General features: G+C 70.1%; 13 protein-coding genes. 4 read left to right on the top strand and 9 right to left on the bottom strand.

What is annotated here, in order from left to right; translation table 11 throughout:
* Positions 1-112 precede the first annotated feature (112 nt).
* The 4 genes from potA to MKP15_RS01045 all read left to right on the top strand — a co-directional run bounded on the left by potA (position 113) and on the right by MKP15_RS01045 (position 4544).
* Positions 113-1255, top strand: a complete 1143-nt coding sequence (potA, locus tag MKP15_RS01060) for a polyamine ABC transporter ATP-binding protein (RefSeq protein WP_056932098.1) — start codon at positions 113-115, stop codon at positions 1253-1255.
* Complete coding sequence (locus tag MKP15_RS01055; RefSeq protein WP_240211502.1) at positions 1252-2178, top strand: ABC transporter permease subunit; 927 nt, start codon at positions 1252-1254, stop codon at positions 2176-2178. Before potA ends, MKP15_RS01055 begins: the two co-directional genes overlap by 4 nt.
* A complete protein-coding gene (locus MKP15_RS01050; RefSeq protein WP_240211501.1) occupies positions 2175-3020 on the top strand; it encodes an ABC transporter permease subunit in 846 nt (281 codons plus the stop codon). Before MKP15_RS01055 ends, MKP15_RS01050 begins: the two co-directional genes overlap by 4 nt.
* Before the next feature lie 156 nt (positions 3021-3176).
* Entirely contained in the window at positions 3177-4544 is a 1368-nt protein-coding gene (locus tag MKP15_RS01045; RefSeq protein WP_104938474.1) for an NAD-dependent succinate-semialdehyde dehydrogenase, read from the top strand.
* 70 nt (positions 4545-4614) lie between these two features.
* Here MKP15_RS01045 and MKP15_RS01040 read toward each other — a convergent pair whose 3' ends face one another.
* From MKP15_RS01040 to MKP15_RS01000, 9 genes are all read right to left on the bottom strand, one after another.
* Positions 4615-5919: a Xaa-Pro peptidase family protein gene (locus MKP15_RS01040; protein WP_240211500.1), complete on the bottom strand. Its 1305-nt coding sequence runs from the start codon at positions 5917-5919 to the stop codon at positions 4615-4617.
* Between the two features lie 52 nt (positions 5920-5971).
* Positions 5972-6982 (bottom strand): magnesium and cobalt transport protein CorA, encoded by a 1011-nt coding sequence (locus MKP15_RS01035; RefSeq protein ID WP_233996323.1) that lies wholly within the window; start codon positions 6980-6982, stop codon positions 5972-5974.
* 15 nt (positions 6983-6997) lie between these two features.
* Positions 6998-8173, bottom strand: coding sequence for a DUF4105 domain-containing protein (locus tag MKP15_RS01030; protein ID WP_240211707.1), 1176 nt, complete (start codon positions 8171-8173; stop codon positions 6998-7000).
* A 74-nt stretch (positions 8174-8247) separates the two neighbouring features.
* Positions 8248-9126 (bottom strand): HlyC/CorC family transporter, encoded by an 879-nt coding sequence (locus MKP15_RS01025; protein WP_240211499.1) that lies wholly within the window; start codon positions 9124-9126, stop codon positions 8248-8250.
* Between the two features lie 69 nt (positions 9127-9195).
* The gene (locus tag MKP15_RS01020; protein WP_240211498.1) at positions 9196-9768 is read right to left on the bottom strand and encodes a hypothetical protein; all 573 of its coding nucleotides are present in this window, start codon (positions 9766-9768) and stop codon (positions 9196-9198) included.
* Between the two features lie 34 nt (positions 9769-9802).
* On the bottom strand, positions 9803-10318 hold the full coding sequence (locus MKP15_RS01015; protein ID WP_240211497.1) for a hypothetical protein: 516 nt from the start codon (positions 10316-10318) through the stop codon (positions 9803-9805).
* Between the two features lie 75 nt (positions 10319-10393).
* Positions 10394-10879 (bottom strand): rRNA maturation RNase YbeY, encoded by a 486-nt coding sequence (gene ybeY, locus MKP15_RS01010; protein WP_054664592.1) that lies wholly within the window; start codon positions 10877-10879, stop codon positions 10394-10396.
* Between the two features lie 337 nt (positions 10880-11216).
* Positions 11217-11687, bottom strand: coding sequence for a hypothetical protein (locus tag MKP15_RS01005; protein ID WP_240211496.1), 471 nt, complete (start codon positions 11685-11687; stop codon positions 11217-11219).
* A 127-nt stretch (positions 11688-11814) separates the two neighbouring features.
* Entirely contained in the window at positions 11815-12798 is a 984-nt protein-coding gene (locus MKP15_RS01000) for a PhoH family protein (protein ID WP_240211495.1), read from the bottom strand.
* Positions 12799-12847: the final 49 nt, after the last annotated feature.

Genomic DNA, 12847 nt, shown 5'->3' with positions numbered 1-12847 from the left:
TCCATACAGCGTCGAACAGGGCATTCCTGCGTGGAACGGCAGGGTGTCGCCGGCAAAACGCCGGCACTACACTACGCGCGCCCGTCCGTCCCGCCCGTTCCCGGAACCCTTCATGCCCGTTGATGCCAAGCCCGACATCCGGCCCGACGCCATCGCCCTGAACAGCGAGCCCGGCTACCTGTCCATCCGCGACCTGCGCAAGGAGTTCGATGGCTTCGTCGCCGTCGACGACGTCAACCTGGACGTGCGCAAGGGCGAGATCTTCGCGCTGCTGGGCGGCTCGGGCAGCGGCAAGTCCACGCTGCTGCGCTGCCTGGCCGGCTTCGAGACCCCGACCCGCGGCCGGATCCTGCTCGACGGCCAGGAGATCAACGCGCTGCCGCCCTACGAGCGGCCGATCAACATGATGTTCCAGTCCTACGCGCTGTTCCCGCACATGACCGTGGAGCAGAACATCGCCTTCGGCCTGAAGCAGGACGGCATGGCCCGCGACGCCATCGCCCGCCGCGTCGGCGAGATGCTGGAACTGGTGCAGCTGCAGAAGCTGGGCAAGCGCAAGCCGCACCAGCTCTCCGGCGGCCAGCAGCAGCGCGTGGCACTGGCGCGCTCGCTGGCCAAGAGCCCCAAGCTGCTGCTGCTGGACGAGCCGATGGGCGCGCTGGACAAAAAGCTGCGCTCGAAGATGCAGCTGGAGCTGGTCAACATCATCGAACAGCTCGGCGTGACCTGCGTGATGGTCACCCACGACCAGGAAGAGGCCATGACCATGGCCACCCGCATCGCGGTGATGGACCAGGGCTGGATCCAGCAGATCGGCAAGCCGGACGACATCTACGAGCAGCCGGCCAACCGCTTCGTCGCCGGCTTCATCGGCTCGGTCAACCTGTTCGAGGGCGTGATCGACGAGGACCTGCCCGAGTACGTCACCGTGCGCACCGCCGACTTCCCGGCGCCGATCTACGTCGGCCACGGCATCACCGGTTATGAAGGGCAGCCGGTGGCGTTCGCGCTGCGCCCGGAAAAGGTGCACATCGCCAAGGACGAGCCCGCCGGCGACACCAACAAGGCGTTCGGGGTGGTCGAGGACATCGCCTACTTCGGCAGCCACTCGGTCTACCACGTGCGCCTGCCCAGCGGCGCCAAGATCCTGTCCAACTTCGCCAACATGAAGCGCTGGGACAGCGACGGCATCACCTGGAACGACGAGGTCTGGGTGAGCTGGGACGACAACGACGGCGTGGTGCTGACTTCATGAGCGCGCGCGGGCCGAACCCTGGCGGTTGGCGGCGCTGGCTGCCGGGCGTCCGCGCCGGCGTGATCGGCGTGCCCTACCTGTGGCTGCTGCTGTTCTTCGCGATCCCGTTCCTGATCGTGATGAAGATCTCGTTCGCGAAGATGGCGGTGGCGATGCCGCCGTATACGTCCATCGTGGCGTACGTGGACAACGCCTTCACCGTCAACCTCAACCTGGGCAACTACACCCAGCTGTTCGCCGACAGCCAGTACGTGGTCGCCTACCTCAGTTCGATCCGGATCGCGGTCATCGCCACCGTGTTCACCCTGCTGATCGGCTACCCGATGGCCTACGTCATTTCGCGCCTGTCGCCGTCGGCGCGCAACATCGCGATGATGCTGGTGGTGCTGCCGTCGTGGACCTCGTTCCTGATCCGCGTCTATGCCTGGATCGGCATCCTCGACAGCAACGGCCTGGTCAACCGCACGCTGCTGGGCATGGGCCTGATCGACCAGCCGCTGCAGATCCTGTACACGCCGCTGGCGGCCTATATCGGCATCGTCTACTGCTACCTGCCGTTCATGGTGCTGCCGCTGTACGCCAACCTGGTCAAGCTCGACCACCGCCTGCTGGAGGCGGCCTACGACCTTGGCGCCAGGCCATGGCAGGCGTTCATGCGCATCACCCTGCCGCTGTCGCGCAGCGGCATCGTCGCCGGCTGCATGCTGGTGATGATCCCGGCGGTGGGCGAATTCGTCATCCCGGAAATGCTCGGCGGGCCGGACACGCTGATGATCGGCCGGGTGCTGTGGGGCGAATTCTTCAACAACCGCGACTGGCCGCTGGCCTCGGCGGTGGCGATCGTGATGCTGCTCCTGCTGCTGGTCCCGATCCTCATCTTCAACCGCTCCCAGCAACGCACGCTGGAAGGGAAGCTGGCATGAACGGCGTCCGTGGCCACCGCTGGCTGGGCTGGGGCGTGCTGCTGCTCGGCTTCGCCTTCCTGTACCTGCCGATCCTGCTGCTGATGCTGTACTCGTTCAACGCCTCGCGGCTGGCGACGGTGTGGGCCGGCTTCTCCACGCAGTGGTACGGCGAGCTGCTGCGCGACCGGCAGCTGCTGGACGCGGCCTGGGTCAGCGTCAAGGTCGCGTTCTGGACCGCGAGCGCGTCGATGGTGCTCGGCACCATGGCGGCGATGGCGATGACCCGCTTCCGCCGCTTCCCCGGCAAGACCGTGTTCGGCGCGCTGGTGACCGCGCCGCTGGTGATGCCGGAGGTGATCATCGGCCTGTCGATCCTGCTGATGCTGGTGTCGATGGGCGGCCTGTTCGGGCTGCCGTCCAAGGGCGTGGTGGCGATCTGGATCGCGCACGTGACCTTCACCCTGTCGTTCGTGACCGTGGTGGTGTCCTCGCGCCTGCAGGAGCTGGACCGCTCGCTGGAAGAGGCGGCCATGGACCTTGGCGCCAACCGGCTCAAGGTGTTCTTCCTGATCACCCTGCCGATCATCGCCCCGGCGCTGCTGTCCGGCTGGCTGCTGGCCTTCACCCTGTCGCTGGACGACGTGGTGATCGCCAGCTTCGTCGCCGGGCCCAGCTCGACCACGCTGCCGATGAAGATCTTCGCCTCGGTGCGCATGGGCGTGAGCCCCAAGATCAACGCGCTGGCCACGCTGCTGGTGCTGGCGGTGTCGACCGTGGCGGTCCTCGGCTGGTGGATCTCCGCCCGCGCCGAGCGGCGGCGCCAGCGCGACATGCAGCTGGCGCTGCAGGACAACGGTTGAGCCGCCTCGACGGCCACGCGGGCAAGCCCCGCATCCGTGGTGCCTGCGGCGACCCTGCGCCGTAAGCGCCGGCTTGCTCGGCACGACACCCGTCAACGCGAACGCAACGTCACCGGCGCTATCCTGCGGGCCTTCGTTGGATGCAGGTGCAGCGCAATGACTTCGTACCAGACCCTCAACCCCTTCGACGGCCGCGTCCTGCGCACGGTCGAGCTGATGAGCGCCGTCGCCGTCGAGCAGCGGCTGGCCGCCGCGCAGGCGGCGTTCCCGGCGTGGTCGGGCCTGCCGCTGGCGCAGCGCGGCGCGCTGCTGCGCCAGGTGGCCGCGGCGCTGCGCGCGCGCCGCGACGAGATCCAGCACGCGATGACCCGGGAAATGGGCAAGCTGCGCGGCGAGGCGCTGGCCGAGATCGAGAAGAGCGCGGCGGCCTGCGAGTACTACGCCGACCACGCCGCCGCCTACCTCAGCCCGCAGCCGATCGCGACCGAGGCGCAGCGCAGTTACGTGGTGTACCCGCCGATCGGCTGCGTGCTGGCGGTGATGCCATGGAATTTCCCGATATGGCAGGTGTTCCGCTTCCTGGCGCCGTCGCTGATGGCCGGCAACGTGGCCCTGCTCAAGCACGCCAGCAACGTGCCCGGCTGCGCCGACCTGATCGCCGCGGTGCTGGCCGATGCCGGCATGCCGGCCGGGGTGTTCGGCGTGCTGCACATCGACAACGAGCAGGCGGCCGCCGTGCTGCGCGATGGCCGGGTCAAGGCGGTCACCCTGACCGGCAGCGAGCGTGCCGGGCGCTCGATCGCCGCCAACGCCGGCGACCAGTTGAAGAAGTGCGTGATGGAGCTGGGTGGCAGCGACGCCTTCGTGGTGCTGGACGATGCCGACCTCGACGCCGCCGTCGCCGCGGCGGTGAAGTCGCGCTTCGACAATGCCGGGCAGACCTGCATCGCCGCCAAGCGCTTCGTGCTGGTGGATGCCATCGCCGACCGCTTCGTGCAGCGCTTCGTCGAGGCGGCGAAGGCACGGGTGTACGGCGACCCGCAGGACGAGGCCACCACGCTGGCGCCGCTGGCGCGCGCCGACCTGCGCGACGGCCTGCACCGGCAGGTGCGCCAGAGCATCGACCAGGGCGCCCGGGCGTTGCTGGGCTGCGAGCCGCTGGCCGGCACCCATGCCGGCTACCCGGCGTCGATCCTCGACCACGTCGCGCCGGGCATGCCGGCCTACGAGGAGGAGCTGTTCGGCCCGGTGGCGGCGATCCTGCGGGTCAAGGACGAAGCCGAGGCGGTGCGGGTGGCCAACGACACCGCGTTCGGGCTCGGCGGCAGCGTGTGGAGCGGCGACGCCGCCCGCGGCGAGCGGGTCGCCGCGCAGCTGCAGTGCGGCGCGGCGTTCGTCAATGCCGTGGTCAGGAGCGACGCGCGGCTGCCGTTCGGCGGCACCAAACGCTCGGGTTTCGGCCGCGAACTGGCCGAGCACGGCATCCGCGAGTTCACCAACATCAAGACCGTCTACGTGGCGTAGGTACGGGGCTTGCCCCGTACAGGGGTCTTCCCGGTGAAGCCGCATGCGGGGCAAGCCCCGCCTCTACGGTTCAGCCGAACGGCTGGTCGATCGACGGGCTCTGCGGGGTCAGCAGTTCGGCGCCGTCGGCGGTGATGTGCAGGATGTCCTCCAGGCGCACGCCGAACCTGCCGGGCAGGTAGATGCCGGGTTCGTTGCTGAAGGTCATGCCGGGTTCGAGCAGGCGGGTGTTGCCGCGGACCAGGTAATCCCACTCGTGCATGTCCATGCCGATGCCGTGGCCGAGGCGGTGGCTGAAGTAGGTGTAGTCCGGGCCGTAGCCGGCATCGACGATGCGCCTGCGCGCGGCCGCGTCCAGCGCTTCCATCGCCACCCCGGGGCGCGCTGCCCGCAGCGCGCTGGTCTGCGCCTTGAGCACCACGTCGAACACGCGGCGGACGTCATCGCCGGCCTTGCCCAGCACCACGGTGCGGGTCATGTCGCTGGTGTAGCCGTCGGCCCGGCAGCCGCCGTCGAAGATGACCGGCGTGCCCTCGGTCAGCCGCTGCGGTGCATCCGAGCCGTGCGGCGAGGCGGCGGCGGGGCCGATGTTGACGTCGGCGCTGCCGCGCAGGCCGGTGCGCGCATACGCCAGGGTCACCAGCGCGGCGATGTCGTCCTCGGTCATGCCCGGCGCCAGCGCCTTCCACACCGCTTCGTACACCGCCAGGGTGGTCTGGTTGGCCAGCCGCATCAGCGCCAGTTCGGCCGCGCTCTTGATGCGCCGGCAGCCGGCGGTGACCGGCCAGGCGTCGACGAACGTGGCATGGGGCAGGGCGTTCATGATCCCGCGGCTGCGGAAGAACGGCACCGTTTCCTCGATGCCGACCGTGCCGCTGGCGGCGCCGAAACCGCGTAGCACCTGCGCGACCAGCGCATAGGGATCCTCGTCTTCCTGCCAGCCGCGTACGTCGCTGCCGAGTTTGATCTGCTCCAGCGTGCGGCTGCGCTCGAACGCCGGGGTCACATAGACCGGCTCGCCGGTGCGCGGCAGGATCACCCCGGTCAGGCGCTCGCTGTTCCACCAGTGCATGCCGGTGAAATAGGCCAGCGAAGTGCCGGCGCCGATGAACACTGCGTCGATCCGCTGCTGGTCCATCAGCGCCTGCGCGCGTGCCAGGCGCTGCACGCGCTCGTCGACGCTGATCGGTACCACCCGCTGCGCCACCGGCTGCAGCGCGCGGATCGACGCGGGCAGCGTCGGCGCATCGCCCTGGCCATCGGCGGCCAGCGCGCCGCCGGACTGGCCCAGCAGTGGCAGGGCCACCGCGCCGGCAGCCAGCGAGCCGCGCAGGAAACGCCGGCGGCGGTGGTCGGAAAGGGTGTCGTCGCGCATGCTGTTCCCCGCAGGGCAATGAAGGATGGCAAGGGCCGCGGGCGGCCCTGGCCTACAGCCAGCCCGAGCGCTTGAACAGCCGGTACAGCACCGCGCAGACGGCGCCGACCAGCAGCACCAGCAGCGGGTAGGCGAAGCGTCCGGCCAGCTCCGGCATGTGGGTGAAGTTCATGCCGTACCAGCTGGTGATCAGGGTCGGCGCGGCCAGCAGTGCCGCCCACGCGCCGAGCCGCTTGACGGTCTCGCCCTGCGCCAGGGTGACCAGCGACAGGTTCACGCTCAGCGCGGTGCCGAGCATCTCGCGCAGGGTGTCGATGGCGTCGTTGACCCGCGCGGCATGGTCCTGCACGTCGCGCAGGTACAGCCGTGCCTCGTCGTTGAGCAGCTGCGCCGGATTGCGCTGCAGCTGCGACAGCGCGTCCTGCAGCGGGGTGACCGCCAGCCGCATCTTGTTGAGTTCGCGCTTGAGGTCGTACAGGCGGATGACGGTGCGGCGCCGGTAGTTCTCGGCGAAGATGTCCTTCTCCAGCGAATCCAGCGTATCGCCGAAGCTGTCGGTGATCGGCAGGTAGTTGTCCACCACCGCGTCGAGCACCGCATACAGGCAGAACGACGGCCCCCGGGCCACCAGGTCGTGCTCGCGCTCCAGCCGCGCGCGTACCGGCGCGTACGACAGCGAGGCGCCATGGCGCACGGTCACCAGGTAGCGCGGGCCGAGGAAGGCATGGGTCTCGCCATAGCGGATGCGCTCCTCGACCACCTGCGCGGTGTGCACCACCACGAACAGCGAGTCGCCGTAGGTCTCCACCTTGGGCCGCTGGTGCGCCTTGCGCGTGTCCTCGATGGCCAGGTCGTGCAGCCCGAACTCGGCCTGCACCTTGTCCAGCACCGCGTCGTCGGGTTCGTACAGGCCGACCCAGACGAAGCCGCGGCTGCTGGCTTCGAGCACGTCGCTGATCGAATCCAGCGCCAGGTTGCGCAGCGTGCCGTCCTCGCCGTACCAGGTGCAGTTGATGACGCAGGGCGGGTTGGCCGCCGCCATGGGGGAAATACCGAGGTCCATGGGCTGCATCGTGCCTCAGCCCGGTACAGGCGCCAAGCCGCGCCGGCCCAGCACCAGGGCCAGCGCCAGGTGGACCGGCAGCAGCAGCACGATCCACTGCATGTTGAACTGGGCCTGCAGCGACAGCCAGTGCAGCGGCAGCGACAGCGCGGCGATGCCGGCCAGCGTCCACAGCAGCGCGCCGAACGCGCGGCCCGGCAGGCGCCCGCGCAGCAGTTGCCAGGCGCCCGGCAGCAGGGCCAGCGCCAGCGGATTGAGCAGCAGCAGGTTGCGGTTGCCCCAGGCGGCGCGGTGTTCGCTGGCGCCCCACAGGTAGGCCAGCAGCACCCCGGCAACGCCGCAGAACAGCCAGAACGGCAGCGCGACGCCGCCGAGCATGCGCCGGTGGCGGCGCGCGGCGAAGATCCCGCCGGCCAGGACCAGCCCGGTCAGCAGCCAGGGCCACCAGGTGCGGTCATGCTCGCCCGGCTCGGGCGCCAGCCGCTGCGGCAGCAGTTCCTGTTCGGCCTGCACCAGCGGGCGTCCCTGGCTGTTGCGGGCCTCGCGCAGGCCGTCGGCCAGGCGCATCGGCACGAACGCCTCCTGCCAGCGCGACAGTGGCTGGTCGGCCCATGGGCCCAGGCCCAGGTCGAAGCCCAGCCACATCCACGGCGACGGCGAGGCCAGCCGCACCGCTTCGCTGCGGTAGGTGTTGCCGCGCGAACGCCCGGCCAGCTGCGACCGCAGGCCGCCGCCCATGGCGCGGTCGAGCGCGTCGCGCACCATCGTCGAGCAGTTGGCGGTGAAGTAGTCGTAGCGGTAGCGCGCGTTCTCCGGGCGGGAGCGCTCGGCCAGGTCGTCGGCCAGCGCCCGCGCCTGCTGCGGCGGCAAGTCCAGCCACTGGATGGAGGCGCCGCGCCCGGCGTCGCGGTACTGCGCCAGGTCCTCGTCCAGCGGCAGCGCGACCAGGTAGTACATCATCCGCCCGCGCACGAAGTTGCCGATGAAGTCTGGCTCGGACGGGTCGAAGAAACCGAAATTGTAGGAAATGGCCGGGCCGCCGCCGGGCTCGGCGACCACCAGCGCGTCGTGGCCGAAGCGCTCGAAGAACACCTCGCCCGGCTGCATCGTCACCACGCCGATGCGCGGCGCGCTGCCCGTGGCATCGGCGGCGGGCGCGGCTGCGGCCGATGCCACGCCGGCCACCAGCAGCCACAGCAGTGCGCACGCCAGCAGGCGCGCGAGCGGCAGGGCGGGACGCGGCCGCCGGAAAAGACCCGCGGCGATCAAGCGTCGTCCTGCGGGTCGGGCGGCAGCACGGTGACGTGGAAGGCCTGCACCCGCCGCGCGTTGGCGCGCGCCACCCGGAACACGAAACGGTCCAGGGTGAGTTCGTCGCCGATCTCGGGCAGGTGGCCGATGGCCTCGGTGACCAGCCCGCCGATGGTGTCGTAGTCGTCGTCGGAGAACCCGGCGCCGAAGCGTTCGTTGAAGTCCTCGATCGCGGTCAGCGCGTCGACCACGTAGCGGCCGTCGGCCTGGATGGCGATCTGCGCGGTGTGGTCCTCGGCCTCGTCGTGTTCGTCGTCGATCTGGCCGACGATCTGCTCCAGCACGTCCTCGATGGTGACCAGCCCGGCGACGCCGCCGTACTCGTCCACCACGATCGCCATGTGGTTGCGCGAGAGCCGGAACTCCTTGAGCAGCACGTTGAGCTTCTTGGACTCGGGGATCAGCACCGCCGGGCGCAGCAGCTCGCGGATGCTGGCGTGGCTGTTGTCGGCGACGACGCCGCGCAGCAGGTCCTTGGCCAGCAGGATGCCGAGCACGTCGTCCTTGTTCTCGCCGTGCACGGGGAAGCGCGAATGGCCGGACTCGACCACCTGCTTCATCAGTTCCAGGAACGGCTGCTCGACCGGAAGGGACACCATCTGCGAGCGCGGGATCATCACGTCGCCGACGGTCAGCTCGGCCACCGCGATGGCGCCTTCCATCATGCGCAGGGTGTCGGCGGCGATTAGGCCGTCCTGCTCGGCCGTCTGCAGCACGGCCACCAGTTCGTCGCGGGTATGGGGTTCGCCGGAGAAGGCCGCGCTCAGGCGTTCAAGCCAGCCGCGTTTCTTTTCGCCCAGCTCCGGGGGGGGACTACTGTCGTCTTCGGACATCTCTTCGTTCAGGGCACCCGGCGGACCGGGCGGTGCGGAAAGTCTAGCAGGATGTCCGCGCGCGCCCGCTCAGCCCGGCGGCGTGTCCGCCTTGGCGCCCGCGGCGGGGGCCGGCAGCTCGTTCTCGGCCGGCAGATCCAGGCTGTAGGTGCAGCCGGCAAGGGTCTTCCCAGGGTGCGATTTGACGTTGGACACGCTCAGGATCACCGACTCGATCAGCGCCTCGCCGGTGCTGGCGTCGTTGACGTCGCGGCTGACCAGTTCGCGGCCGGCCATGAACTTGCCGTCGGCGTCGTAGCCGGTTTCCAGCTCCAGCGCCGTGGCCAGCGGCCGCGGATCGGCCAGGTCGAGGATCGCCATGATGCTGGAGCCGGCCATGGCGATATGGTCGGACGTATGCCCGAACACGGTCACCGGCGTGTTCAGCATGTACTCGTTCATGAACAGGTTGCTCTGCGGCAGCGGTCGCCAGCCCAGGGCCACCGCCTTGAGCGGATCGGCGGCGATCGGCGCCAGCGCGACGAACTCGCTCACGCTCTGGCGGCACTCGATCAGGGCGGGCAGGTCGATGGCCGGGGCGGCGGATGCGGTGGCCGGCAGCGCGGCGGCGAGCAGCAGTGGCAGCGGGCGGATCGTGGGCACGAGGGGCAGGGTGGTCGCAGGGGCCCCCACGTTATCAGTGCGCGCTCATCCGCCGCCACAGCCAGCCGCCGCCCCAACCCAGCAGGCGCCCCAGCAGGATCAGCGGAACCGCCAGCAGCGTGCACAGCGCCAGCAGCGTTGCCGCCGCGCCGATCGCCCGCAGGACCAGCGCCGTGTTGATGGAAAGGGTGAATGCCGCCTGGGCCGCATCGAGCCGCGGAGCCAGGGCGAAGTACGCCGCCGCCAGCGCGAACGCCAGGCCCAGCGTCAGCGGCGATGCACGGAAGAACCGCAGCGTTGCCACTGGGCGCCCGACGAACAGGCGGGCGATCGCGCGCCAGCCCATCGGCGCCGTCAACAGCGCCAGTACCACCACGGCCAGCGCCCATGTGTCGGGAATTGTGCGCGGACCGAAGACAGGCGCAAGCAGCGACAGATAACAGGTGGCCGCGAGCGACACCAGGAACACCATGCCGGACAGCATGCGCACGACCTGCCCGATGCGATGGCGTGGAGCGGACGGAAGCGGGGCCTGCGTGTGGTCGTTCATCCTGAATGACTCCGTGGCGGTGGCTGGCGCGATTGAATGATGGATCGCCGCCGGTTTCAACCCGGGGGGGGGCGGTCAGCGCTCGCCGGCGTAGGGGTCGGCGATGCCCAGCTCGGCCAAGATCTCGCGCTCGAGCTGTTCCATCGCCTCGGCTTCCTTGTCGTCCTCGTGGTCCCAGCCGAGCAGGTGCAGTACGCCGTGCACGGTCAGGTGCGCGTAGTGCGCGTTGAGCGCCTTGCGCTGCTCACCGGCTTCGCGCGCCACCACCGGCGCGCAGATCACCAGGTCGCCGAGCAGCGGGAACTTGACGCCCTTGGGCAGTCCTTCGGGAATCTCGGCCGGAAAGCTGAGCACGTTGGTGGCGTAATCCTTGCCGCGGTAGTGGCGGTTCAGCGAGCGGCCTTCGCGGGCATCGACCAGGCGGATCGCCAGGTCGGCCTCGCGGATCCGCCCCTCCAGTGCCGCGGCGACCCAGCGCCGGAAACTCACCGCGGCCGGCAACCCGGCGCGGGGCAGGGCGTAGCTGACGGCGACATCGAGACGGACGGGGCCCTTGGTCATGGCAGTTCCAGCGATCAGGCAGTGCGGAGACGCACAGTATCGCGCGCATGCCGTTTCACCGCGACCTTCAGGGGGGGGCGCGTCGAGGGCGATTCCCACGCACGCGGCGCTGTCGCACCGGTCGACGATGCCGGCTTCCCCGGCAGCGCGGTGATCCGGCGCCCCGGTGTGGCGCTTCCTGCGTCGCCGCGTTGTCGTCATGCAGGGTGTCGTCAGCGCGGTCGGCGACGTTGGCGACCAGCGGCGCCGGGGCCCGCACGCGCGCGGCCGAGTCGGTCAGCACGTTGGATTCATCCGGCCGAGTACGCGCCTGCGCGGCCGAGGCGCGCAGCGTGAATCAATTGAACTGCTTGTAGAACCGGTAGCCGTAGGAATCCGGCAGCCAGTCCGGCGGCGGCAGGCGCATGCCCAGCTGCGGTTTGTGCCCAGCGGGTTGCCCGGCCTCGGCCTTGGCCGTGAGCACCGCCGGGTCGATGGTGCGGCGGGTGGCGTGTCGCCCGTCTCCGGCTGCGGCGCGGAAGCGGGGCCGCACCGCAGTCCGCGCAACCGCGTTGGCTGCCCTGCGTGCCGGCCACCGTTGCAGGTGCTGGCGGAAGGCTTGCCATGCCGTCCCCGCCCGCGGCGGCCTGCGCCATGGGCATGGATCGACATGCACGTTGAAGCGGATCTGCGGGTGATCCTTCAGCGCTTGGCGGAATCCCGCGCGCGCATGTTCCCGCTGCGGGTTGAAGCGGCCTTCTTCGCGCTCGAAATCGCCGGCCCGCCCGGGCGCGACCGTCGCAGCCGGTTTGCAGGCAGGCGCACGCATCGCCGGGGCATTCCGGTGGCGGCGGCCGCCGGAATGCCGGTGGCAACGGCCAACAGCCCCCGGGTGACAACGCACGCGGAAGGGCCATGGCACCTCCCGTGCGGGTCGGTGCCGGGCATGCAGGCCGTTACCCGGCCGCGGGGTTGACCCGCTGCAGGTCGCGGCGGTCGTAGGCGCTGACGATGCGCGCCACCAGCGGGTGGCGGACCACGTCGCGCGATTCGAAGAAGGTGAAGCTCACGCCCTCGACGTCGCGCAGCACCTCGATGGCGTCGCGCAGCCCGGATTTGACGTGCTTGGGCAGGTCGGTCTGGGTGAGGTCGCCGGTGACCACCGCGGTCGAGCCGAAGCCCAGCCGGGTCAGGAACATCTTCATCTGCTCGATGGTGGTGTTCTGGGCTTCGTCCAGGATCACGAAGGCGTCGTTGAGCGTGCGCCCGCGCATGTACGCCAGCGGCGCGATCTCGATGACGTTCTTCTCCAGCAGCTTGGCGACCTTCTCCACGCCCAGCATCTCGTACAGCGCGTCGTACAGCGGGCGCAGGTAGGGGTCGACCTTCTGGGTGAGGTCGCCGGGCAGGAAGCCCAGCTTCTCGCCGGCCTCCACCGCCGGGCGCACCAGGATCAGCCGCTGCACGCGCGATTCGTTCAGCGCCTCCACCGCCATGGCCACCGCCAGGAAGGTCTTGCCGGTGCCGGCCGGGCCGATGCCGAAGTTGATGTCGTGGGTGGCGATCTGGTGCAGGTAGCGCGACTGGTTCTGGCCGCGGCCGCGCACGGTGCCGCGCTTGACCTTGATCGCCACGTCCTGCGCCTCGTAGGCGCGCTCGGCCACCTGTTCGACATTGGCGCGGCTCAGCAGCAGGTGGATGGCGTGGCTGTCCAGGGTGGTGCCGGCGGCCTCGTCGTAGAGCGCCTTGAGCAGGCGCTCGGCTTCGTCGGCGGCCTTGCCCGGGCCGCTGACGCGGAACACGTTGCCGCGGTTGGCGATCTGCACGCCCAGGCGCAGCTCGATCTGGCGCAGGTTCTCGTCGAACGGGCCGGCGAGGTTGGCCAGCCGCTCGTTGTCGGCCGGGTCGAGGGTGAAATCGTGGTGGATGGTCGCAGTCATGGGTCCAGAAATGGTGCCGGCGCGCCCGGTATCAATGCCGCCGGGGCGA

The sequence above is a fragment of the Stenotrophomonas sp. Y6 genome (assembly GCF_022436665.1).
Taxonomy (GTDB): Bacteria; Pseudomonadota; Gammaproteobacteria; order Xanthomonadales; family Xanthomonadaceae; genus Stenotrophomonas; species Stenotrophomonas acidaminiphila_A.
This window is presented reverse-complemented; position numbering and strand designations above follow the sequence as displayed.